General features: G+C 54.4%; 20 protein-coding genes and 1 riboswitch. Of the genes, 7 read left to right on the top strand and 13 right to left on the bottom strand.

Translation table 11 applies throughout. From position 1 onward, the window contains the following. Nucleotides 1-108 precede the first annotated feature (108 nt). Nucleotides 109-873 (bottom strand): transporter substrate-binding domain-containing protein, encoded by a 765-nt coding sequence (locus ACPUC8_RS12215; RefSeq protein ID WP_039328592.1) that lies wholly within the window; start codon nt 871-873, stop codon nt 109-111. Nucleotides 874-1,036: 163 nt separating this feature from the next. On the opposite strand from ACPUC8_RS12215, the gene ACPUC8_RS12210 reads away from it, so the two are divergent. Both ACPUC8_RS12210 and ACPUC8_RS12205 read left to right on the top strand, forming a co-directional pair. Next, complete coding sequence (locus ACPUC8_RS12210) at nt 1,037-1,618, top strand: NAD(P)H-dependent oxidoreductase (RefSeq protein WP_039328590.1); 582 nt, start codon at nt 1,037-1,039, stop codon at nt 1,616-1,618. 31 nt (nt 1,619-1,649) lie between these two features. After that, nucleotides 1,650-1,958, top strand: coding sequence for a putative quinol monooxygenase (locus ACPUC8_RS12205; protein WP_039328588.1), 309 nt, complete (start codon nt 1,650-1,652; stop codon nt 1,956-1,958). Between the two features lie 36 nt (nt 1,959-1,994). Here ACPUC8_RS12205 and ACPUC8_RS12200 read toward each other — a convergent pair whose 3' ends face one another. The 3 genes from ACPUC8_RS12200 to ACPUC8_RS12190 form a co-directional block, all read right to left on the bottom strand. Further along, a complete protein-coding gene (locus tag ACPUC8_RS12200) occupies nt 1,995-2,894 on the bottom strand; it encodes a LysR substrate-binding domain-containing protein (RefSeq protein ID WP_494926406.1) in 900 nt (299 codons plus the stop codon). 114 nt (nt 2,895-3,008) lie between these two features. After that, on the bottom strand, nt 3,009-4,478 hold the full coding sequence (locus tag ACPUC8_RS12195) for an amidase (protein WP_039328587.1): 1,470 nt from the start codon (nt 4,476-4,478) through the stop codon (nt 3,009-3,011). Between the two features lie 27 nt (nt 4,479-4,505). Beyond that, nucleotides 4,506-5,813: an MFS transporter gene (locus ACPUC8_RS12190; protein ID WP_494926405.1), complete on the bottom strand. Its 1,308-nt coding sequence runs from the start codon at nt 5,811-5,813 to the stop codon at nt 4,506-4,508. A gap of 538 nt (nt 5,814-6,351) precedes the next feature. Between ACPUC8_RS12190 and ACPUC8_RS12185 the strand changes: the two genes are divergently transcribed. Then, nucleotides 6,352-7,251 (top strand): LysR family transcriptional regulator, encoded by a 900-nt coding sequence (locus ACPUC8_RS12185; protein ID WP_058968795.1) that lies wholly within the window; start codon nt 6,352-6,354, stop codon nt 7,249-7,251. A gap of 39 nt (nt 7,252-7,290) precedes the next feature. Here the strand turns inward: ACPUC8_RS12185 and parE are convergent, their stop codons facing one another. The 5 genes from parE to nudF are packed head-to-tail and all read right to left on the bottom strand — an operon-like array spanning nt 7,291 to nt 11,734. Continuing rightward, the gene (gene parE, locus ACPUC8_RS12180) at nt 7,291-9,186 is read right to left on the bottom strand and encodes a DNA topoisomerase IV subunit B (protein ID WP_039328580.1); all 1,896 of its coding nucleotides are present in this window, start codon (nt 9,184-9,186) and stop codon (nt 7,291-7,293) included. Nucleotides 9,187-9,233: 47 nt separating this feature from the next. Next, nucleotides 9,234-9,815 (bottom strand): esterase YqiA, encoded by a 582-nt coding sequence (gene yqiA, locus ACPUC8_RS12175; protein WP_039328578.1) that lies wholly within the window; start codon nt 9,813-9,815, stop codon nt 9,234-9,236. 3 nt (nt 9,816-9,818) lie between these two features. Beyond that, nucleotides 9,819-10,646: a 3',5'-cyclic-AMP phosphodiesterase gene (gene cpdA, locus ACPUC8_RS12170; protein ID WP_039328576.1), complete on the bottom strand. Its 828-nt coding sequence runs from the start codon at nt 10,644-10,646 to the stop codon at nt 9,819-9,821. 30 nt (nt 10,647-10,676) lie between these two features. Next, nucleotides 10,677-11,102, bottom strand: coding sequence for a DUF1249 family protein (locus ACPUC8_RS12165; RefSeq protein WP_039328574.1), 426 nt, complete (start codon nt 11,100-11,102; stop codon nt 10,677-10,679). Continuing rightward, nucleotides 11,099-11,734: an ADP-ribose diphosphatase gene (gene nudF / locus ACPUC8_RS12160; protein WP_039328573.1), complete on the bottom strand. Its 636-nt coding sequence runs from the start codon at nt 11,732-11,734 to the stop codon at nt 11,099-11,101. Before nudF ends, ACPUC8_RS12165 begins: the two co-directional genes overlap by 4 nt. A gap of 212 nt (nt 11,735-11,946) precedes the next feature. Between nudF and tolC the strand changes: the two genes are divergently transcribed. The 3 genes from tolC to ACPUC8_RS12145 all read left to right on the top strand — a co-directional run bounded on the left by tolC (nt 11,947) and on the right by ACPUC8_RS12145 (nt 15,551). Beyond that, nucleotides 11,947-13,419: an outer membrane channel protein TolC gene (gene tolC, locus ACPUC8_RS12155; protein WP_039328571.1), complete on the top strand. Its 1,473-nt coding sequence runs from the start codon at nt 11,947-11,949 to the stop codon at nt 13,417-13,419. 267 nt (nt 13,420-13,686) lie between these two features. After that, a complete protein-coding gene (locus ACPUC8_RS12150) occupies nt 13,687-14,379 on the top strand; it encodes a DUF1190 family protein (protein ID WP_058968804.1) in 693 nt (230 codons plus the stop codon). Nucleotides 14,380-14,387: 8 nt separating this feature from the next. Then, on the top strand, nt 14,388-15,551 hold the full coding sequence (locus ACPUC8_RS12145; RefSeq protein WP_494926404.1) for a glutathionylspermidine synthase family protein: 1,164 nt from the start codon (nt 14,388-14,390) through the stop codon (nt 15,549-15,551). Nucleotides 15,552-15,588: 37 nt separating this feature from the next. On the opposite strand, the gene ygiD is transcribed toward ACPUC8_RS12145, so the two are convergent. Beyond that, nucleotides 15,589-16,374 carry a 4,5-DOPA-extradiol-dioxygenase gene (gene ygiD / locus ACPUC8_RS12140; protein ID WP_039328566.1) on the bottom strand — a complete coding sequence of 262 codons (786 nt, stop codon included), beginning with the start codon at nt 16,372-16,374 and terminating at the stop codon, nt 15,589-15,591. A gap of 314 nt (nt 16,375-16,688) precedes the next feature. Then, entirely contained in the window at nt 16,689-17,345 is a 657-nt protein-coding gene (ribB, locus tag ACPUC8_RS12135; RefSeq protein WP_039328563.1) for a 3,4-dihydroxy-2-butanone-4-phosphate synthase, read from the bottom strand. 110 nt (nt 17,346-17,455) lie between these two features. Then, nucleotides 17,456-17,605, bottom strand: a riboswitch (FMN riboswitch). Between the two features lie 171 nt (nt 17,606-17,776). Between ribB and ubiK the strand changes: the two genes are divergently transcribed. Next, nucleotides 17,777-18,082: a ubiquinone biosynthesis accessory factor UbiK gene (gene ubiK / locus ACPUC8_RS12130; RefSeq protein ID WP_034828368.1), complete on the top strand. Its 306-nt coding sequence runs from the start codon at nt 17,777-17,779 to the stop codon at nt 18,080-18,082. A 197-nt stretch (nt 18,083-18,279) separates the two neighbouring features. Here the strand turns inward: ubiK and hldE are convergent, their stop codons facing one another. Both hldE and glnE read right to left on the bottom strand, forming a co-directional pair. Beyond that, nucleotides 18,280-19,704 (bottom strand): bifunctional D-glycero-beta-D-manno-heptose-7-phosphate kinase/D-glycero-beta-D-manno-heptose 1-phosphate adenylyltransferase HldE, encoded by a 1,425-nt coding sequence (hldE, locus tag ACPUC8_RS12125; RefSeq protein WP_039328559.1) that lies wholly within the window; start codon nt 19,702-19,704, stop codon nt 18,280-18,282. A gap of 183 nt (nt 19,705-19,887) precedes the next feature. Beyond that, the gene (gene glnE, locus ACPUC8_RS12120) at nt 19,888-22,743 is read right to left on the bottom strand and encodes a bifunctional [glutamate--ammonia ligase]-adenylyl-L-tyrosine phosphorylase/[glutamate--ammonia-ligase] adenylyltransferase (RefSeq protein WP_039328557.1); all 2,856 of its coding nucleotides are present in this window, start codon (nt 22,741-22,743) and stop codon (nt 19,888-19,890) included. Nucleotides 22,744-22,759: the final 16 nt, after the last annotated feature.

Below are 22,759 nucleotides of genomic sequence, written 5' to 3'. Positions count from 1 at the left end.
GGGTCGCCCCCATCTCACCAGCAACTTCCCGATGATCAGTCGGGGATCATAGCACCCGGAGGAGAATGATCGAGATATAAGGGTCGCCATTTATGGCGACCTCGTTGTTTACTTGATCACACCCAACCACTGCTGCGCAATCTGCGCATATTCACCGGTCGCGGTGCTGAGATGCAGCCACTGATCGACATACAGCTTCCAGCTCATATCATCACGCGGGATCATATAAGCCTTCTCACCATACTGCATGGGCTTGTCCGGATTGATGGCGCACAGCGTCGGATAGTGCTTCATCTGGAACAGGGCTTCTGACGCATCGGTGATCATCACATCGGCTTTTTTATCCACCAGCTGCTGGAAAATGCCCACGTTGTCGGCCAGTTGCAGCGTCGAGTGTGGCAAATGGCTGTGCACAAAGGCTTCATTGGTGCCGCCAGCCGGTTCAATCACGCGGACGCTGGGTTGGTTAATCTGCTCAACGGTCTGGTATTTGTCTTTGTCATCGCAGCGTACCAGCGGGATTTTTCCATCCACACCCAACGGTTCGGCGAACCAGGCAATCTGCTGGCGCTTCAGCGTGACGGACACCCCACCGAGGGCGATATCGCACTGCTTCGCGACAAAATCGTCGCTCATGGTTTTCCACGTGGTGGGCACCCACTGCACTTTGGCCCCTAAGCTTGCCGCCAGTGACTGCGCCATGCTGATATCCAGCCCCTCATACTGACCGTCGCTGCGCAGATAGCTATAGGGTTTGTAGTCACCGGTGGTACAGACTTTCAGGGTTTTACTGCTACGAATTTCATCGAGGTGAGACTGCGCCGAAGCCGTGCCTGTCACCAGAAGTAATGCACTCAGTATCGCGGTTTTCATGGATTCTTCTTTATTGTGTTGATGTTGGTTTGCCTGCGGATTGTTTCATGAAGCGCCGCATTATTGCTTTATTAGCAAAAGTCTTGTGATCAATCACGCATTTTTCTGCTTCGCCTGCGCGCGTAGAGTGTGCGCCATTAACGGATAACGGAGCGAATCATCCATGAGCAACATTTTAATTATCGATGGCGGTAAAACTTTCGCCCACTCAAAAGGCGAGCTGAACCACACGCTGACGGACGTCGCCGCCAGCCAGTTGCGTGACCTCGGCCATAACGTTGTGGTGACGGTGGCTGACAGCGATTACAACGTGGCAGAAGAAGTGCAGAAATATCTCGACAGTGACGTGGTGATCTACCAGATGCCAGGCTGGTGGATGGGCGAACCCTGGACCGTGAAAAAGTACATCGATGATGTGTTTACCGAAGGCCACGGCGCACTGTATGCCAGCGATGGCCGCAGCCGCAGCGATGCCAGTAAAAAATACGGCTCAGGCGGCCTGATTCAGGGCAAAAAATATATGCTGTCGCTGACCTGGAACGCCCCGTTGGAAGCCTTTACCGATCCCGAGCAGTTCTTTGAAGGTGTCGGCGTTGACGGCCTGTACCTGCACTTCCACAAAGCCAATCAGTTCCTCGGTATGGAAGGCCTGCCCACCTTTATCTGTAACGATGTGATCAAAATGCCAGACGTGCCACGCGATATTGAGCGTTATCGGACTCATCTCAGCCAAATCTTTGCTTAACTTTAAGCACACCGGGAAAAGAGGAAGCGCTATGTTAACTGTCGTTGCAGAGATTTGTATCAAGCCAGGCCGTCGTCATGTGGTGCTGGAAGCCATCAACAAACTGATCCCTACCGTGCTGGAAGAGGAAGGTTGCCATCAGTACGATGCGCTGGTCGATCACCAGGCGCAGGTGCCGTGGAAGCACAATTCACCGGACTCGATCTTTATGCTGGAACAGTGGGAATCGTTGCGCCATCTGGAGCAACATCAACAGATGCCGCATATGGATGCGCATCGCGCCCTGATTAAAGATGATGTGGTGGATGTGAAGATCCTGGTGCTGGAGCCGGTTCGCTGATCCGCTCGCGCCTCTGCCCTGGCAGAGGCTTTTTTATTACAGTAGTTGGTTTTGCTCAATCTTCTCGCGCAGAAAATCAAGAAAACAGGTAATGCGTGAAGTGAGAGACTGATTACGGTAATACACCGCATGGATCGGCAGACGCAACTCACGCGTGTCACTCTCCAGTACCTGCACCAAATCACCGCGCGCACGATCCTCACGGGTGACAAAATCGGATAAGCGCGCAATGCCCTGCCCCGCTAACGCCAGTTGTCTCAGCGTCTCTCCGCTGGAAGCTAACAGCGTGGGTTTGACCTGTAAAAACTCCCCCTCCCGCTGCCACACCGGCCAGACATTGTGCGCATCTAACTGACTAAAACCGAGCCGCTGGTGGGCAGACAGTGCCTCCACATTGACCGGCGTGCCATGCTGTTGCAGATAGCCTGGACTGGCGACTAAGCGCGTCGCACTGCTGCCCAGCACGCGGGCGCGCAGCGTCGAATCACGCAGTTCCCCAACGCGAATCGCAATATCGGTCTGCTGTTCCAGCAGATCGATCATGATGTCGTCAGTGTTTAACTCCAACTGGATTTGCGGAAAACGCTGCCGAAACTCCGCCACCAGCGGCACAATCACATGCAGCATAAAGGGAGCGTTAGCATTCACCCGCAAGCGGCCAGAAGGGATATCGCGGCGTTGGGCAATCTGCTCTTCTGCCAGCTCCACCGATGAGAGGATCTGCCGCGCATGATCGAGGAAGATCAGCCCCTCCTCAGTCAGCGCCAGCCGCCGGGTGGTGCGATGCAGTAAGGTGGTTTGCAGCTTGGATTCCAGGCGGCTGAGCGCCCGACTGATGCCAGAACTGGTTTGTTCGAGATGATCGGCGGCTGCGGTGATCGATCCCGTATCCACCACCGCCACCCAGGCGCGTAACTCTTCCAGCGTGATTTTCAAAATTCCTGTCCTCAGAGCTATACCCAGCTTGGCATGCGCAACATTTGTCTGCGGCAGCATAGCACAATGCTTCGACTGCCACGGCCAGCGACGGGTTAAACACGGAGGACAGGCTCAACGTAAAACAGAAACAGCGGGAATGGACTGGCGATTGAAGCGTCCGCCCACAGCACGTTCAAGCTGTGCCGCCAACTGCAACAGTGCGCCATCATTTTCCTGACGCGTCTGGAAATGCATGCCAAGAGGAATACCGGATTCCTGCCAGGCCAAAGGAATCGAGATACCCGGCGTGCCCGTCAAGCTGGCCAACGGTGTGTAGGAGAACAATTCCCATAAGCCATAAAACCAGTCCAGAACATCTGGGTTGTCACTCAGAGTCAGATAACGTTTGTCTCCCAGCAAAGGTGTGGGGCCGGAGAAAGTAGGGGTCAAAATCATGTCCCACTCCTGATAAAACTGGCCAAGTTTGCGTGATGTGGTGTTGAACACATCCTGCATCAGCCAGCGCTGGTGGTAGGACATCTCGCGCCCTTTCTGCCAGATTTTGATGTTGATGGGCTCAAACTGATCCTCTGGCGGGGCTTGCAGACCTCTTTTCTCCAGCAAACGCTGAATAGATTCTGCGAAGTTGCTGATATAGCAGGTCGTTTGCGCCTCAAATGCAGCGGCAAAATCGATGTCAGGCGTCACCCACTCCACCTGATGCCCTAGCTCCTGCAATAGCCGCACCGTTTGTTCTAACTGCTGCACAAAGTGTGGAGCAGCATGATAATCGCCCCACTGATGTGAGACGGCAATTTTCAGCGGGGCGGGATCGCGCTGAATCAGGTCACCATAAGGGATATCGGGCTGCCAGTAAGGCATAAACTCACCGGGCGCGCCGCCACGGCAGCGGTCAATAAACAGCGCGGAGTCACGCACCGAGCGGCTTACGCAGCCCTGTGTCGACACATAGCCAGTTATATCTGACAGACCCGGCGCGATGGAAAACACCCCGCGCGTGCTTTTCAAACCAATCAAGCCATGTGAACCTGCCGGAATGCGAATCGATCCCCCGCCGTCAGTCGCATGCGCTAACGGCAACACACCTGCCGCCACGGATGACGCCGCTCCCGCCGAGGAACCAAAGGTGGTGTAATCGGTATTCCACGGGTTACGAACAACATAGATATCGGGATTTTCTGCCGAACCCGCCACACCAAACTCAGGCGTTGCTGAACGGCCAATCAGGTTCAACCCTGCGGCACGAATTTTTTCGGTGAGAAACGCATCCTCAGTTGCGCGGTTGCCCTGCATAAATTTCGAGCCCTGCTCTTGCAGCCGCCCTTTCAGCGTGGGGCCAAGATCTTTGATCAACATTGGCACGCCGCAAAACGGGCCATCAAGGTTCGTATTGTCGGCAGGATGGGCGATGGCATCATCAAACATCTCAACCACGGAACTGATGTGCGGATTCACTTTTTCGACGGCCGCTTTGGCCTGTGAAGCCAGCTCCTGTGCAGATACCTCGCCGCGTTTGACCAGGATGGCCAAGTCAGTGGCATCACAATCGACCCACTCTTCCCAACTCATGATGGTATTCATGTTGTTAGCTCCTTTCGCGTCTCTTAATCAGGTTTTCACCGTCACGGGGGTGGCATGACGCTGGCGTTCACGAATCAACAGCACCGAAGCAATACACAAGAGATTGGCGGCAATCAGGTAGTAACCCGGTGACACCGGATTGCCCGTGGCCTTAATCAGCCAGGAGAAGATGATTTGTGCCGTACCGCCAAACAGCGTAATGCCAAAGGCATAAGCGATGGAGAAACCGGTAGAACGCACATAGCGTGGGAAGTTTTCACACAGCACCACCAACACGCCAGAACCACTGATGCACTGCAAGGCGGCGAACACCGCAATCACACTGAAAAATACCGTATCGCTTCGCCAGGTGTTGATGAGTTCCAGACCCGGGAGCAGCAAGATGAGCAGTAACACGCGCGGCGCGATGATGGTGATCTTGCGGCCAAAGCGATCGGCCATCCAACCGCCAACCAGCGAGAAAATCACCACGCACACGCCTATCAACATGGTCGAGGCCATTGCCGTGCTGGAGGCAAAGTGCAACTCATTCAGCGCGTATGTGGTCATGTAATTGAGAAAATATTGGGTGATGGTGCTGCCTGACAGCATGAAGATACCGAGCAGGATCAAGCCACGATAATTTTTAACGACTTCAGACAGCAGGCTACCCGTGGTCTTGGTCACTGCGGTGTTGTCGCTGTTAAAGGTTTCGCGCAGATTGCGGCGCAGATAGAGCGCGATAGGCAGAATAATCAAACCAAAGGCGAAGGGAATGCGCCAGCCCCAACTGGCCAGTTGTTCCGGCGTCAGCAGTTGTGTCAGCAGATAGCCAATCAACCCAGCGGTAATGCCCGCGAGGCCCTGCGCCACAATCTGCCAGCTGGCGAAAAAGGCGCGCTTGCCGTGCGGTGCCGCTTCCATAATAAAGGTGGTCGCTGGGCCCGCTTCTCCCCCCCATGCCAGCCCCTGCAACAGGCGCACCAGAACCAGTAAAATCGGGGCGGCAATCCCGAGGGTTTCATAGCCCGGCAAAATAACCAATCCCCCGGTGCCGATCGTCATAAATACCATGGTCAGCAACATCGCGGGTTTACGCCCCACGCGGTCTGCGTAGCTGCCAATAAAGATCGCCCCCAGTGGCCGCACCACAAAACCGATGCCGAAGATGGAAACGGATAATAGCAAACTCAAAAAGGGATCGTGTGAAGGGAAAAACGCATTGCCAATTAACACAGCAAATGTCGCGTAGGCACTGAAATCAAAAAACTCGACCGCCGCACCCAGCACGACGGCCAACACTTCTTTTGGCGTTGCTCTTTTTTCACCCGTGTGGGTTTGAATATGATTCGACATTTCAGGCCATCCTCAATGTTGTACTCAAGCCAGCCACCAGAATTCCTTTGAGAACAAATTATCTCGCTCCCAAATGAAAGAATATTAATTACGGTCAGTAGGATGTGATGAGGTATTAACGTCGCCCTGTGCCATCACGGTTAATGCTTTAGGACTCATCTTGGTTACAGAGATATAACAAAGCGCAGAGGGCGCCACTATCACCAATCTGCGCTTTTAGTGTCTACTTAATGTGAGCACTGTTGCGGCTCTCTCATGCATAAGCAAAAAGTATCATAAACGCCATCCCTATGATTTATAGTATTTTCCAATCAACCCCTTCTGCAACACCGCTTTATCTGGCATCAGAAAAAAAACCATTTCGGCACTAAATGTGTGCACCAGATCAATATTCGACATTATTGGTGCAGAAAAAACAAAATCTATAGCGTTGATAAAAAACCATTTTTCTTATTTGAGAGCTAATGAAATGACATTTGCACAATAACAACGCCAGTGCGCCTGATTATGGAGCACCGCAAAGTGAATAAGAGGGAATATGCAGCTCAGAGCACTGAAATATTTTAGTCAAGTGGCGAAGTCAGCCTCACTCCGCGAAGCTGCCGATAAGCTGTTTGTCACCCCCACAGCGGTGACACGACAGATTGAATTACTGGAACATCATTATGGTGCCTCACTGATTGAGCGCAGCCCACGCGGAATAAAACTGACGCGTGAAGGGGAATACCTGGCGCAAGCCGTGCAGGCAACGCTGCGAGAATTAGAAGGGGTGAAAGAGAAAATCGCTTCATCACAAAGCATCGTGTCTGGCTGTATTCGCATCTGTTCAGCTGAAAGCCTGATTGCGCCTTTTATTGCTCCTACGATTAATGACTTCCAGCGGCTACATCCCGGCGTCTGTTTCGATATTGACGTCGGCAGTGCACCGCATATTGCCGAGGCGTTAATTACCGATAAAGCGGACGTTGCCCTGACTTTTTACATGCCCGTCAGTGCCGAATTGCAGGTGACGCACTCCTGTTCGCTCAAACACAAGATATTGATGGCACCCAGCCATCGTCTTTCCAGTAAGAACGTGCTGACACTGCGGGACATCGCACAACATCCTCTCGCCATTCCGCCCTCGAATTTTTCCGTCAGGCAGTTGCTGGAGTCGGCAGCCAAGCGAGAAAATCTGGTTTTGGATATGCGCTTCGTGACCAATTCGATTGAAGTACAGAAACGACTGGCGATGTTGGGTATGGCCCTGCTGATATTACCGCAGCTCAATGTGGGCGATATCAGCGATCAGGAAAAGCTCATCGCGGTCGCGCTGAGTGATAGCGTAATGGGAACGGTAAAAGTGGATCTGGGCTTGCCAAGACAGCGCACGCTATCAATGGCGACAAAGATTTTTCATGAGATGCTGGCGAAGCGGATTAATGCACAAAACGCTTAACAGGCGCTTGCCATCATGGTGATGGCAAGCGCACAGCAATTAAGCTTCCAGGTCGGCGAGGTCGCCTTTTTCCTGCAGCCAGTTACGACGATCTTCCGAACGTTTCTTCGCCAGCAGCATGTCCATGACACGCAGCGTTTGCTCTACATCGTCATCGCTGACCGTCAGTTGGACTAACCGGCGCGTGTTGGGATCGAGTGTGGTTTCACGCAGCTGCAACGGGTTCATTTCACCCAGACCTTTGAAGCGCTGAACGTTAGGCTTGCCCTTTTTACGCTTCAGCTGCTCCAGCACACCCTCTTTCTCATCTTCGTCCAGTGCGTAAAAGACTTCTTTACCGAGATCGATGCGATAAAGCGGCGGCATAGCGACGTAAACGTGACCATGTTGTACCAGCGTACGGAAGTGCTTCACAAACAGCGCGCATAACAAGGTGGCAATATGCAGGCCATCGGAGTCCGCATCCGCAAGAATACAGATCTTGCCGTATCGCAGTTGGCTCAGATCTTCACTGTCTGGATCGATACCGATCGCCACAGAAATATCGTGCACTTCCTGCGATGCCAGCACTTCATCGGACGACACTTCCCAGGTATTCAGGATCTTACCTTTGAGCGGCATGATCGCCTGATATTCACGATCGCGCGCCTGTTTGGCCGACCCACCCGCGGAATCCCCTTCCACCAGGAACAGTTCGGTTCGGTTCAGATCCTGCGCGGTACAGTCCGCCAGTTTGCCCGGCAGCGCTGGGCCGCTGGTCAGCTTTTTACGCACCACTTTCTTGGCGGCGCGCATGCGGCGCTGTGCGCTGGAGATCGCCAGCTCGGCCAGCATTTCTGCAGCCTGCACGTTCTGGTTCAGCCACAGGCTGAAGGCATCTTTAACCACCGCAGAAACAAAGGCCGCGCACTGGCGTGAAGACAGGCGCTCTTTGGTCTGACCGGCAAACTGCGGGTCCTGCATTTTCACCGACAAGACGTAGGCGCATCGATCCCAGATATCTTCCGCCGACAGTTTCACACCGCGTGGCAGAATGTTGCGGAATTCGCAGAACTCGCGCATCGCATCCAGCAGGCCCTGGCGTAAACCATTAACGTGGGTACCGCCTTGCATGGTGGGGATCAGGTTGACGTAGCTTTCCGTCAGCAGTTCACCACCTTCCGGCAGCCACAGCAGCGCCCAATCCACCGCTTCCACATCACCGGCAAAGCTACCGACAAAAGGCTTCTCTGGCAGCGTGGGCAGACCGTTGACCGCTTCGCCCAAATAATCGGTGAGGCCATCTTGGTAGAGCCAGGTCTGCTCGGTATCGTTGACTTTATCTTTGAAGACAATTTCCACGCCCGGACAGAGCACGGCTTTGGCTTTCAGCACATGTGTCAGACGAGAAACGGAAAAGCGTGGGCTGTCGAAGAAACTTTCATCTGGCCAGAAATGGACACGCGTGCCGGTGTTGCGCTTGCCTACCGTACCGGTAACGGTGAGATCCTGCACTTTATCGCCATTTTCAAAGGCGATGTCATACACTTCGCCATTACGACGCACCGTGACTTCTACGCGTTTTGACAGGGCGTTCACCACCGAGATCCCTACGCCGTGCAGGCCGCCTGAGAACTGGTAGTTTTTGTTGGAGAATTTACCGCCCGCATGTAAACGGCAGAGGATCAGCTCAACGGCGGGTACGCCTTCTTCTGGGTGGATATCCACCGGCATGCCACGGCCGTCGTCGATCACTTCCAGCGACTGGTCAGCATGAAGAATCACTTCCACGCGTTTAGCGTGACCGGCCAGCGCCTCATCGACGCTGTTATCGATCACTTCTTGTCCTAAATGGTTAGGACGCGTGGTATCGGTATACATCCCCGGACGACGACGCACCGGTTCAAGGCCGGTTAAGACCTCAATCGCATCGGCATTATAGCTTGATTGGCTCATCGTAACTGTCTGATTAGCAATATGAAAATGGGCCCATCCCGCAGCAATCAGGGAGCATTTAATCCCAGGAAATCAATCATCTGCGCAAAATGGCGTTCGAATCCGATATAGGCATGATTACCGCCTTCTTCGACCGTCTGGCGGCACGCGCTGTAATATTCCAGCGCCTGGCGGTAGTCGAGCACCTCATCGCCAGTTTGTTGCAGCAACCAGAGTAAATCGGGCGCTTCAAGCGGGTCAATCTGCATCACTTTCAGATCGTAAATGTGGCGAGACTCTAACACATATTGCTGGCCAGTGTAGGGATTCCGGTTTTCGCCGAGATAATCCACCAGCAGTTCAAACGGCCGCACGGCAGGATTGACCACGACCGCAGGCAACATAAAACATTGCGATAGCCAGGTGGCGAAGTAACCGCCGAGAGAGGATCCCACTAACCCCAGCGGTTCACCTGCATACTGCATCACCAACTCTTCCAGCATGCTGGCCGCTTCTGCCGGAAACGTGGGCAGTTGCGGCACCAGCACATTGAGGTGGGGATGGTGCTCATGTACCCACTGTTGCAGTTGCGTGGCTTTAGCCGATTGCGGTGAACTGTTGAATCCATGCAGATAGATCAGCGCCGCCATCGTTTAGTAGCCCTCGGAATCAAGGTCAGGGCGGAACATATCACTTTGCAGACGGTTCACTTCGGTTTCCAGCAAGCCATCCGCTTTCAGCGTTAACCAGCGCCAGCCCGGCGCGACATTATCAATGGTGAAGCTGGTGCAGTGCGGTTTGAACTGCACGCAGGTCGACGGTGAAGCCAGCACGCGGCGACCATGCCAGTCGAGATCCAGCTCCTGATGAATGTGACCACAAACCAGGTTTCGTGCACGCGGGAAGTGTTGCAACACCGCTTCTAACTGATGCGGATTACGCAGGCTATGCTGATCCAGCCAGGTGCATCCTGATGCCAGCGGATGATGGTGCAACAGCACCAGCGTGTGACGCTCCGGATGTTTGCGCAGCGCGATGTCCAGCCATTCCAGCTGGTATTCACTTAGCATGCCATGCGGTACGCCAAACACCTGGCTATCCAGCAACACCAACTGCCAGTGCTCCCCCAGCAAAACATGTTTGTCAGAGGCGATACCCGCTTCGGCCAGCGTATCGACCATGGCAGGTTGAAAATCGTGATTTCCCGGCAGCCAGACGCACGGCTTCGGCAGGCGTGTAATACCCGCTACGAAGTGTTGATAAGCTTCGACGGTGTGATCCTGGGCGAGATCGCCAGTGGCGATAATCAGATCGTAATCGTGCTGTTGCGCCGTGATGGCGTCCAGCACCGCATCAAAACTCGACCAGGTATTTACCCCAAGCAGCGATTGATGTTTTCCTGCAAAAAGATGGGTATCCGTGATTTGTAAAATCCTGATATCGGCCCCATTTGCCGCAGGAAGAGTGAGCAGGCTATCCAAAGCGTTTCCTTTATCTCCACGCCATTGTTATCAGCAAACCGGCACGGCCACAGCACCGTGCGCCAGACAATATCGCAACCAATCGGCAAGAAACTGGTTAATCTGATGTTTTTCATCGCGCTGATGCAGTTTTTTATTAGGATAATCATAGCGCGCTTTGAAACGATAGATCTGCTGAGTGGAACACACTTCAGCGACCATCGCGTCATGGTAGAGCCGCACCGACATCGATGGCAGGCTCCAGTAACTGACCGTAGGGGCCACCTGGCGAACCTCCACCAGCGTGGTATAACGCGTCGACTCTTGGATGGTGAGCTGATAACTGGCGCCGTTCACCTGATAGATCACCGACGCGCCTGCCTCGTCATTTCGCGGCAGCAGGCGACGCAACTGGGCGAAATTGGTTTCGCACAGACGCATCATTTCGGGAAAGTCAGGGGTATAGCGCTGTTTCATTTTAGCTTCCACTCTTGTCGTAGTTTCTCATGGTGCAACGCCAGCCATTGCAGGGCGATGACAGATGCCGCGTTATCAATAATCCCCTCTTCCACCCAACGGTAAGCCTGTTCACGGCTCACCACATGGACAAGAATATCCTCATTCTCTTCCTCCAGCCCGTGATTTCCTTCTGCCAGGCTGGCATCCACTTCGCCCACCAGCACCGACAAACGTTCAGACGTTCCGCCTGGGCTGGCTAAGTAATTCACTATCGGTTTAATGCGCCCCACCTTGAGGCCAGCTTCTTCTACCGCCTCACGACGCGCGACATCTTCTGGGGTTTCGCCCGGTTCAATGATACCGGCCACCATCTCCAGCAGCCAGGGCGTTCGGCTGGAATCAAAAGCCGGGATACGGATCTGTTCGATCAATACCACTTCATCGCGTTTGGGATCATAGGGTAACAGCACGGCGGCATGTCCGCGCTCAAAAACTTCGCGCACCACTTCACCACTCATATCGCCGTTAAAGCGGCGGTGACGGAAACGGTAGCTGACGATGGAAAAAAAACCATCGTAACGTGTTTCACGTGCAATAATTTCTACATCGTTTTTTGTGAAAGTCACAGGGGATTTTTTTTCACCCGCCATCATCTGGCTCCTTATGCAGATTGGGATGGAGCGAAGAAAAGCCAACCCTTGTGCTCCGTCCGAGTGGTTCTTTCTGAATTATTTACGTAAATTAGGGGAAGAAGGCACGTTCAGCCAACTTATCTCTGACGCCGCCTCTGTAGAATCGGCGATTATTTTTTGGCTTACCTGCAGCACTACCAGTGCAATTTGCTGCAACAAAAGGAATGCAAATGAAAAAACTGCTCCCACTTTTTATTGGGTTGAGCCTGGGCGGATTTAGCCTTGCCAGCCAGGCAGAAAACCTGTTGCAGGTTTACCAGCAGGCGCGCCTTAGCAACCCGGATCTGCGTGCTTCAGCCGCTGACCGCGATGCAGCCTTTGAGAAAATTAACGAAGCGCGTAGTCCTTTATTACCACAGCTGGGTTTAGGCGCAGATTACACCTATAACAACGGTTACCGTGACAGCAGCGGTCTCCATTCCAACACGACCAGCGCTTCTCTGCAATTAACTCAAACTATTTTCGACATGTCGAAATGGCGCGCTCTGTCGTTGCAGGAAAAAACAGCCGGGATTCAGGACGTCACCTATCAGGTTGCCCAACAGGATTTGATCCTGAACACTGCAACCGCGTATTTCAACGTGTTGAAGGCGATTGATACCCTTTCTTACACAGAAGCGCAGAAACAGTCTATCTACCGTGAACTGGATCAAACCACTCAGCGTTTTAACGTTGGACTGGTTGCCATCACCGATGTTCAGAACGCCCGAGCGCAATATGACAGCGTGCTGGCCAACGAAGTGACGGCGCGTAACAACCTCGATAACGCGGTGGAATCTCTGCGCCAGATCACCGGCATGGATTATCTGGCACTGGCATCACTGAACATCGATCGCTTCAAAACTGCCCGTCCAGATGCAGTAGCAACACTGCTGAAGCAGGCTGAAAGCCGTAACCTCAATCTGTTATCTGCTCGTTTGAGCCAGGATCTGGCGCGTGAACAGATTCGTTCTGCTGAATCTGGCCATATGCCAACGCTGGATCTGACCGCTTCAACGGGCATGTCTAACAGCAAATATGGCGGCAGCCGTGCGAATCAGAGTTCAGGTACCACCGATTCCATCACAGGATCCAACCAGGTTGGTCTGAGCTTCTCACTGCCGCTGTACAGCGGTGGTTCGGTGACCTCTCAGGTGAAGCAGGCGCAATATAACTTTGTCGCCGCCAGCGAACAGCTGGAAGGTGCGCACCGCAGCGCCATCCAGACCGTGCGTTCATCCTTCAATAACGTTAACGCCTCTATCAGTAGCATCGATGCTTACAAACAGGCCGTTGTGTCTGCCCAGAGCTCACTGGATGCGATGGAAGCCGGATACCAGGTCGGTACGCGTACTATCGTGGATGTGTTGGATGCAACCACCACACTGTTCAACGCCAAACAGCAGCTCTCTGATGCACGTTACAGCTATCTGATTAACCAGCTGAATATTAAATATGCGCTGGGTACGCTGAACGAGCAGGATTTGCAGGTGCTGAACAGCTCGCTGGGCAAAGAAGTGACCACCGCACCTGAAGTGGTTGCTCCGGAAAACAGCCAGCAGGCTTCACGCGTGGATAATGGTCCAAAAGCCACCACCGCTTCAGCCGCAGCGAAAACCCGTCCGGCAGCCGCTCACAGCAGTGGAAATCCATTCGGTAATTAATCTGTTAAGGGGTCGCTTACGGCCCCTTTCGCATTCAAACGTATATACACGTCATCATTCAAGCTACAGCGGCGTTGGCTGCTCTCGCTCACCCGAATCACTTACTTTTGTAAGCTCATCGGGACTCCCTCGTTTGCCGCCTTGCTGCACCGTAAATAATTTAGTGTATAACAACGTAAAGATCCCCCAGCCATCCGGCTTCTCGCTTCATTTTCCACCACTCATCACCTATCCTAAGCCACACCTTTGGGCACAGGATGAAACAAAATGAAACGGACTAAAAATATTCGTCATGCCGCTTTTCGTAAAAGCTGGCAGGCACGCCACCTAACGCCGGTTGCACTCGCGGTGACCGCAGTGTTTATGCTGGCTGGCTGCGAACAGAGCGATGAAACAGTCTCGCTGTATCAAAATGCGGATGATTGTGCGAAAGCCAATCCAAGCCAGAGCGCACAATGCACCACGGCGTATAACAACGCGGTGAAAGAAGCTGAACGTACCGCACCGAAATACGCTACTCGTGAAGATTGCGTGGCGGAATTTGGTGAGAACCAATGCCAGCAGACGCCAGCTCAGGCTGGCGTTGGCACCACCGCCAACAATGCTGAAGCACAGCAGAGCGGTAGCTTCTGGATGCCACTGATGGCCGGTTACATGATGGGCCGTATGATGGGCGGTGGCGCAGGCTTCGCGCAGCAGCCGCTGTTCTCACCGAAAACACCGAACAGCCCAGCCAACGGTCAGTTTGTTGATGCCTCAGGCAAAAACTACGGTGCTGCCACTTCAGGCCGTACCATGAACGTGCCGAAAACCGCCATGGCACCGAAACCCGCTACCACCTCCACGATTACCCGTGGTGGCTTTGGTGAAACGGTCGCGAAGCAAAACACCATGCAGCGCAGTAATGCTACCAGCACCAACCGCAGCAGCACCGGCAGTAGCCGTTCGATGGGAGGCTAAGCCGCAGTATGCAACGCATTGCCATCAGCGAACGCCCGGACTGGCGTGAAAAGGCCAACGAATACGGTTTCCAGTTTCACACCATGTACGGCGAGCCTTACTGGTGTGAAGAGGCTTACTACCAGTTCACGCTGGCGCAAGTTGAGCAGTTAGAAGAGACCACCGCCGAACTGCATCAAATGTGCCTGCAGGCCGTCGAGAAAGTGGTGAACAGTGATGAACTGCTCGCCCGCTTCTGCATCCCGAAACATACCTGGGATTTCGTACGTGATTCCTGGAAATTGCGCCAGCCTTCGCTCTACTCGCGCCTGGATTTAGCCTGGGATGGCAAAGGCGATGCCAAGCTGCTGGAGAATAACGCCGATACGCCCACCTCGCTGTATGAGGCGGCGTTTTTCCAGTGGATCTGGCTGGAAGATCAGGTGCGTGCAGGCAACCTGCCGCAAGGCAGTGACCAGTTCAACAGCCTGCAGGAAAAGCTGATTGAGCGCTTCGCTGTGCTGCATCAAGAGCATGGTTTTAACCTGCTGCACTTCGCCTGCTGCCAGGACACCGAAGAAGATCGTGCTACGGTGCAATATATGCAGGATTGTGCCACCGAAGCGGGCCTGCCAAACGAGTTCCTCTACATCGATGAGATTGGGTTGGGTGAGAGAGGTCAGTTCACCGATCCGCAGGATCAAGTGATCAGCAACCTGTTCAAACTCTATCCGTGGGAGTTCATGCTGCGCGAAGTGTTCTCCACTAAGCTCGCCGATGCGGGTGTGCGCTGGTTAGAGCCTGCGTGGAAGAGCATCATCTCAAATAAAGCGCTGCTGCCCCTGCTGTGGGAGATGTTCCCGAATCATCCTAACTTGCTGCCCGCCTATTTTGCTGATGACAAGAATGCCCCGCAGATGGACAAGTACGTGGTGAAACCGCTGTTTTCTCGTGAGGGTGCCAACATCCGCATCATCGAGAATGGTCAGGAAATCGCGCGTGCTGACGGCCCGTATGGCGAAGAAGGGATGATTATTCAGCAGTTCCATCCGCTGCCTAAATTTGGCGATAGCTACACGCTGATTGGTAGCTGGCTGATTGATGATCAACCTGCCGGTATCGGTATTCGTGAAGATCGCGCCCTGATCACTCAGGATCTGTCTCGCTTCTACCCGCACACCTTTATCGAATGATCGCTGAGCCGCCCGAAACATTCGGGCGGCCAGCGCGTTAACCGATCTGCACAGACATCATACTGATCGCGCCCATCTCCATTCCTTCGATCGGAATCGTAATAGACTCATCATCGGCACGCGCGCCGAGGATATACAGCAACGGCAGATAGTGCTCGGGTGTGGGGTTCGACAGCTCTGCGCCTTCGTGCTGCAGGTAATTCACCAATGGGTGATCTGCTACAGCGCCTTCAAAATTCAGGTTCTCACGCACAAATTCATTGAAGCTCTCGGCCCACGGATAGGCTGTCGCAGCGCCCTGCCAACGCAGCATACGCAAATTGTGCACCACGTTGCCGCTGGCAACGATCATCACACCTTCATCACGCAGCGTTGCCAGTTTGCGACCCAACTCGAAGTGCCACTCAGCTGGTTGGGTACCATCAATACTCAACTGCACCACTGGGATATCCGCGTCCGGGTACATTTTAGTTAAGACGCCCCATGAGCCGTGATCAAATCCCCAATCGTGATCGGCATGCACGTCAATTGGTGCCAGCATATCGATCACTTCTTGTGCCAGTTCGGGTGAACCTGGCGCTGGATAACGCACATCAAACAGAGCCTGTGGGAACCCCCCGAAATCGTGAATGGTGCGTGGATTATTCATCGCCGTTACCGAGGTACCGCGAGTGTACCAGTGCGCCGACACCGCCAGGATGGCACGCGGACGCGGCAAAGTTTCACCCAAATGCTGCCATGCGCGGGTATAAGGGTTGTCTTCCAGTACGTTCATCGGGCTGCCGTGACCTAAAAACAGTGCGGGCATACGGTTGTGGCTCATGAGGGTTCCTCTGACGAAGTGTCGCTTTATTAATCGCTACGATACGCGCTTTCGTGCCGGTAATAACGTTGATAACGGTGATGATGTCTGTCAGGGAATTTGAATAAGAATTTAGGGTGGGATGATGATGGACGGCGCAATTCATTGCGTATCTGTCAGCAGCATTGCCGCTTTAGACACGCACGATAAATCACGCCGCTACGGTTATTTGCCCGTCAGGGCGGCCTTGAAGGCCGCGCCCTACAGTCCGAGTCAAGGACGGGCGCACCCGCTCTTCGTTGGGGCGCGCCCGGCGGCGGCGGCCTCGACAAGGTTTAGCTTGCCTGGCGTGTCTCGCGCTCGCGGCGGTAAGCCACCAGGTCTTCGATGGTCACGACCGGCATATTGTGTTGCTTAGCAAACACAATGGCTTCCGGCGCATGCGCCATGCTGCCGTCGTCGTTGGTGAGTTCACACAGCACGCCAGCGGATTTGAATCCCGCCAGTGTGACCAGATCGATCGTGGCTTCCGTGTGACCACCACGAGAAAGCACACCGCCTTCGCGGGCGCGCAGTGGGAAGACGTGGCCTGGACGATTGAGATCGCTTGGTTTAGCACCATCGGCAATCGCAGCGCGAATGGTGGTGATACGGTCTGCTGCAGATACGCCGGTTGTCACACCGGTAGCCGCTTCGATGGTCACGGTGAAGCCGGTGCCATAAGAGCTGGTGTTGGTTTCGACCATCATGGGCAGATCCAACTGCTGGCGGCGTTCTTCAGTAATGCACAGGCAGACAATGCCGCTGCCGTGGCGAATGGTTAGCGCCATCTGCTCTACGGTCATGGTTTCGGCGGCAAAGATCATATCGCCTTCGTTTTCACGATTTTCATCGTCAAGCACCATTACACCGCGAGCGTTACGCAGCGCATCGATGGCGCGTTCTACACGCTGTTCAGGCGTGCCAAATTCAGAAAGAAGCGTCTGATTCATGGTAAAAAACCTTATAAAAAATATATGAGTTACCAGAACCAGGGCGTGCTTAGGAGTGCGCAAAAAAACACATGGCAAAAACGTGACGCGGGCATAAGCCCGGCTGATGTCGTTACCCTCTCCCATCCGGACTCTAACCGTCGGCCCCGGAATTACACCGGATCTGCTGACCTTTCACTGTAAAGCAAAAGCGCTCGCGGGCTTTCAGCCGAAGCTGATTTACCGCCGGTGGGGAATTTCGCCCCGCCCTGAGAATAAGCGAGGTCACTATAACGCCAATCATCTGGACGGGCAATCGCCAAAAGTGCAAATGCTTTTGCATTTCCTGCGTTGCGCAATTCAGGTTTAACCTTTTCGGTTCAGGCATTACACTTACCCTTTGTTGAGTAGGAACACGCGCTGTTATCAGCCACCGCAACCAGGAAATCACCATGATCGACACGAAAAAAATTGAACAACTGGCTCGCCAGGTACATGAAGCTATGCCGAAAGGCATTCGCGACTTTGGCGACGATGTCGAAAAGAAAATTCGTCAGGTATTGCAGGCGCAATTAACCCGCATGGATCTGGTTAATCGGGAAGAATTTGATGTGCAGACGCAGGTGTTACTGCGCACGCGTGAGAAGCTGGCCGCACTGGAACAGCGCCTGGCAAAACTGGAGAGTGAGAGCCCTGCCGCTCCGGCTCCTGCGGTGGTGACACCGGATCCAGCGGGTAAAATCGATACACCACAGTGATGTTGCGGCGTGCCTTAGCACGCGCGCAATAGCATCGGCCGGCCTGAATGCCCTAATGCCGCTTAGGGCATTTTCACACCGGTGCGCATAAATGCACACCCTACGTAACCGCGCACGATCATCGCAGGGTTGCCATTTATGGCGACCAATATGCGCCTGAATGACAAAAATCAGGCCTTAAGGTCGCCCCGACAGCATCAATGGCTGCGGATGGTTTTGATGATATTGGTGGTAGAGATACCGTCTTCAAAGTTAAGCACACGCACATCGCCGCCGTTGGCCCACACTTCTTTGCTGCCCGCGATATCTTCCGGTTTGTAATCCCCCCCTTTCACCAGCAGATCGGGGAGCACTTCAGCGATCAAACGCTGCGGCGTGTCCTCTTCAAACAACACCACCCAGTCCACTGCTTCCAGCGCGCCCAGCACGATCATGCGGTTTTCCTGTGGGTTAACCGGACGTGTTTCTCCTTTCAAACGTTTGGTGGAGGCATCACTGTTCACTGCAACGATCAAACGATCGCCCAGCTTGCGCGCATTCGCCAGATAGGAAACGTGGCCTGCGTGCAGGATGTCGAACACGCCATTAGTCATCACGACTTTTTCACCACGCTGACGCGCCTGGGCAACGGCCGCTTTAAGCTCAGATTCCGTCATCACGCCAAATCCGCTGTCCGGACGCGCGTGAATGGCATTTTCCAGCTCAACGGTGCTGACAGTCGAGGTGCCCAGCTTACCGACAACCACACCGGCTGCCGCATTGGCGAGGAAGCAGGCTTCTTCAAGGCTATCGCCCGCCGCCAGCACCGCGGCCAACACGCCAATCACCGTATCGCCCGCACCGGTGACGTCATACACTTCCTGCGCTTGTGTTGGCAGGTGTAATGGCGCTTTACCCGGTTGCAGCAATGTCATGCCGTTCTCTGAACGAGTAACCAACAGAGCAGAGAGGTCGTAGTCAGCGATTAACTGCATGCCACGGCTGACAATCTCTTCGACCGTTTTACACTTACCGACCACCGCCTCGAACTCAGACAGATTTGGAGTCAGTAAGGTTGCGCCACGATAGCGTTCAAAGTCGGTGCCTTTCGGGTCGATCAGCACCGGAACCTTGGCTTCACGTGCCAGCTGAATCATGGTTTCGACGCTGCTTAACGCGCCTTTGGCGTAGTCTGATAGCACCAGCGCACCGGCCTGCGCCAGCGACTGACGCATACGATCGTGGATCGGCTGTGGATCAACCTGTTCGAAACCTTCTTCGAAATCGAGGCGGATTAACTGCTGGTTACGTGATAACACACGCAGCTTAGTAATCGTCGGGTGGCTTTTCACCGCAACGAAATCGCAGTCAACCTTCACCTTCTGCAGCGTTTCACTCAGTACGCGTGCTGCGTCGTCTTCACCGGTCAGGCCAATCAAACGCGATACCGCACCCAGTGCAGCGATGTTCATGGCCACGTTTGCCGCGCCGCCCGGACGTTCTTCAATGGTGTCCACTTTCACCACCGGCACCGGAGCCTCAGGTGAAATACGGCTTGTAGGACCATACCAGTAGCGATCTAACATCACATCGCCGACAACCAGCACAGCGGCTTTGCCAAAAGCAGGCAGCGTTACTTTCATTCCAAAGACTCCAGACTTCGTACTTCAGTCAAAATATTGCGCGGATAGTAGCATAAAGCCAGCATACTTCGAGCCACTGGTGCGATGGCAACGCCTGTTTACCCCAGCCTTGTAAGCTCCTGGGGATTCACACACTTGCCGCCTGACTACAGCTCAAATTATCTCGGGTTAGCTTGTGAACGACTACTCCGCGCCATCAGATTCGGTGGCGGCCAGCCAACGCTGCCAGCTGTGATGAACAGCAGCGCGTTCGGCGGCAAAGGACTCTGGCGCAACATGCCCCGGAAGCTCCTGCAATGCCAAATGGTGCAGGGCATCTCGCAGTGCCATGTAGGCATGGGTAAGCGCCTGCGCTTCTTCTGCCTGCATGATGTCCTGACGCGCCATCAATTCAAAAATGCGCACATTGTCCGACCAGCGCGTCAACGCAGGCTGTTCGGCCGCGTAGCCTAAGACAAGATATTGCGCGATGAATTCAATATCGGTTATCCCGCCTTCATCGGTCTTAATTTCCCAGCGCCCTTTGTGCTTGTTGCTGAGATGCGCACGCATCTTCTCGCGCATCTCGCGCACTTCTTTTTGCAACGTACTGCGCTCACGCGGCAGGCAGAGAATGCCACGGCGGATCTCATTGAAGCGGTCGCACAGTGTGGTCTCACCAAACACAATCCGGGCGCGCACCAGCGCCTGATGTTCCCAGGTCCAGGCTTCATTGCGCTGATATTCATCGAAGGCGGAAAAGGTACTGACCAGCATTCCCGCTGCGCCAGAGGGACGCAGACGTGCATCGACTTCATACAAAATACCGGACGAGGTGCGCGTGCTAAACAGATGCATCACGCGCTGAGCCAGACGCAGGTAGAACTGGCGGCCATCGATGACGCGTTCGCCATCGGTTTCCGCATCATCCGGGCAGTCGTGCAGGAACACCAAATCCAGATCGGAACTGTAACCTAATTCCCAGCCGCCCAGTTTACCGTAGCCGACCACGGCAAAACCACGCTCGTTGTCACTGGTGAGATGCGAAGGGCGGCCATAACGCTGCACCATCATTTGCCAGGCTTGCTGTACCACTGACTCAATGATGGCTTCAGCGAGCCAGGTTAAGTGATCGCTCACTTTCATCACCGGCAGCGTTTCTGCGATATCAGCCGCGGCGATGCGCAGATGTTGCGCCTGCTTAAACTGACGCAGTGCTTCCAGCTGTTGCTCTTCATCATCGGTGGGAATACGCAGCAGATACTGACGCAGTTCATCACGATAGGCATCGGTCGCGGTGGGTTGATACAGCGTGGCGGGATCGAGTAATTCATCCAGCAGCAGCGGATAGCGCGCCAGCTGGCTGGCGATCATCGGCGAGGCGGCGCACAAGCGGATAAGATGACGCAACGCGCCATGATACTCCGTCAGCAGTTCCAGATAGGTACTGCGGGTTAAAACGCCCAGCAGCAGCGGTGTCAGACGTCCTAACACCACATCTGCATCTTCGCGCGGACACACTTCACTGAGCAAACGCGGCATCAGTTGATCAAGTGCGAGGCGGCCACGCGGGCCAATGGTGCGACGACCCACGTCCTGACGGAAGCTGTTCAGCGCGTTAAACAGCGCGTGGCGTTGCGCTTCATCCAACTGCGGCACCACAGGAATTAAATCACTCTCTTCCAGCGTGTCCTGCCACAAGCCGGCAAATTCCGCCAGCTGCGGTTGGTCGTCGACGTCTGGCGCATCATCGCCAATCAGTTCATCAAAGATACGGCGCACACCCGCCATTTGCTGCTCAAGTTGCTGCATCAGTGCATCCCAGTCCGCTGCCCCCATCGCCCACGCCAGGCGTTGACGGTCGAGTGGGTTTTCCGGCAGCGTTTGCGTCTGCTCGTCGTTGATGCTTTGCAGCAGGTTTTCCAGGCGACGTAGGAATAGATAAGCGTTATGCAAATGCTCGACCTGCTGTGAGGTCAATAATGCCAGTTCACCAATCGCCTTCAGCGTAGGTAACAGGGACCGGAGTTGTAGTGAGCGCTCACGTCCACCACGAATCAACTGGAACACCTGCACGATAAACTCGGTTTCGCGAATACCGCCTGCCCCGAGTTTGATGTTGTCTTTCAGGCCACGACGACGCACTTCACGCGCGATCATGCCTTTCATGTTACGCAGCGACTGAATCACGCTGAAATCGATGTAGCGGCGATAAACGAAGGGACGCAGCATTTGCTGCAGCTCCTGGCTCCAGTGGCCGTGATCGTCGCCCATCAGCCGCGCTTTCACCATCGCGTAGCGTTCCCAGTCGCGGCCTTGTTCCTGGTAATAATCTTCAAGTGCAGCAAAGCTCAGCACCAGTGGGCCGCTGTCACCAAAGGGGCGCAGGCGCATATCCACGCGATAAACAAAGCCATCCACGGTGGGCTGATCCAGCACTTTAATCAGGCGTTGGCCCATGCGAGTAAAGAACTGCGCGTTGTCGAGTTCACGCCGTCCACCCTGCGTTACGCCGTTTTCCGGCCAGGCAAAGATCAGATCGATATCAGAGGAGAAGTTGAGTTCGCCGCCACCCAGCTTGCCCATGCCCAGTATCAGCATCGGCTGCGCTTCGCCGGCGTCATTGGTCGGGGTGCCAAAATCGCGGCTGCAGTCCTGCCATACCCAGTCACGTGCGGTAGCGATAAGAATCTCCGCCAGGGTGCTGAGTTGCGTCAGGCTCTGTTCAGTATTGGCGTGTTGCAGCGCCTGCATCCATGCAATACGCACCAGCATATGACGACGGAACAGACGCAGTTCGCGCATCAGCGAGGCTTCATTCTCCACCGATTGCAGCGCACCCTTCAGCCAGGTCGAATAATTCTGCCACTCATCCGCCACCGGTGGTTGCTGCTGAAGTTGTTGCCACCATTCCGGGTGCTGCTGCAGGTTATCAACAATAAAGTCACTAAAGGTCAGCGCACCCGCCTGTTCTGGCGTAAAGGCCGAAGGCGGCACATTAAGGCGCTCGGCCACGATAGCTAACTGCGCCTGCATCAGCGCCGGTAACGGTAACAACATCTTCCCTCCCTGATGA

Source organism: Pantoea sp. CFCC18177, from assembly GCF_059412425.1.
The sequence above is the reverse complement of the archived record's forward strand: the minus strand, read 5'-3'. Positions and strand labels throughout refer to the sequence as shown.

What these genes read in the sequence shown, in the direction of transcription:
- ACPUC8_RS12215 (WP_039328592.1), bottom strand. Translation starts at nt 873, where the DNA reads ATGAAAACCGCGATACTGAGTGCATTACTTCTGGTGACAGGCACGGCT.
- ACPUC8_RS12210 (WP_039328590.1), top strand. Translation starts at nt 1,037, where the DNA reads ATGAGCAACATTTTAATTATCGATGGCGGTAAAACTTTCGCCCACTCA.
- ACPUC8_RS12205 (WP_039328588.1), top strand. Translation starts at nt 1,650, where the DNA reads ATGTTAACTGTCGTTGCAGAGATTTGTATCAAGCCAGGCCGTCGTCAT.
- ACPUC8_RS12195 (WP_039328587.1), bottom strand. Translation starts at nt 4,478, where the DNA reads ATGAATACCATCATGAGTTGGGAAGAGTGGGTCGATTGTGATGCCACT.
- ACPUC8_RS12190 (WP_494926405.1), bottom strand. Translation starts at nt 5,813, where the DNA reads ATGTCGAATCATATTCAAACCCACACGGGTGAAAAAAGAGCAACGCCA.
- ACPUC8_RS12185 (WP_058968795.1), top strand. Translation starts at nt 6,352, where the DNA reads ATGCAGCTCAGAGCACTGAAATATTTTAGTCAAGTGGCGAAGTCAGCC.
- parE (WP_039328580.1), bottom strand. Translation starts at nt 9,186, where the DNA reads ATGAGCCAATCAAGCTATAATGCCGATGCGATTGAGGTCTTAACCGGC.
- yqiA (WP_039328578.1), bottom strand. Translation starts at nt 9,815, where the DNA reads ATGGCGGCGCTGATCTATCTGCATGGATTCAACAGTTCACCGCAATCG.
- ACPUC8_RS12165 (WP_039328574.1), bottom strand. Translation starts at nt 11,102, where the DNA reads ATGAAACAGCGCTATACCCCTGACTTTCCCGAAATGATGCGTCTGTGC.
- nudF (WP_039328573.1), bottom strand. Translation starts at nt 11,734, where the DNA reads ATGGCGGGTGAAAAAAAATCCCCTGTGACTTTCACAAAAAACGATGTA.
- tolC (WP_039328571.1), top strand. Translation starts at nt 11,947, where the DNA reads ATGAAAAAACTGCTCCCACTTTTTATTGGGTTGAGCCTGGGCGGATTT.
- ACPUC8_RS12150 (WP_058968804.1), top strand. Translation starts at nt 13,687, where the DNA reads ATGAAACGGACTAAAAATATTCGTCATGCCGCTTTTCGTAAAAGCTGG.
- ACPUC8_RS12145 (WP_494926404.1), top strand. Translation starts at nt 14,388, where the DNA reads ATGCAACGCATTGCCATCAGCGAACGCCCGGACTGGCGTGAAAAGGCC.
- ygiD (WP_039328566.1), bottom strand. Translation starts at nt 16,374, where the DNA reads ATGAGCCACAACCGTATGCCCGCACTGTTTTTAGGTCACGGCAGCCCG.
- ribB (WP_039328563.1), bottom strand. Translation starts at nt 17,345, where the DNA reads ATGAATCAGACGCTTCTTTCTGAATTTGGCACGCCTGAACAGCGTGTA.
- ubiK (WP_034828368.1), top strand. Translation starts at nt 17,777, where the DNA reads ATGATCGACACGAAAAAAATTGAACAACTGGCTCGCCAGGTACATGAA.
- hldE (WP_039328559.1), bottom strand. Translation starts at nt 19,704, where the DNA reads ATGAAAGTAACGCTGCCTGCTTTTGGCAAAGCCGCTGTGCTGGTTGTC.
- glnE (WP_039328557.1), bottom strand. Translation starts at nt 22,743, where the DNA reads ATGTTGTTACCGTTACCGGCGCTGATGCAGGCGCAGTTAGCTATCGTG.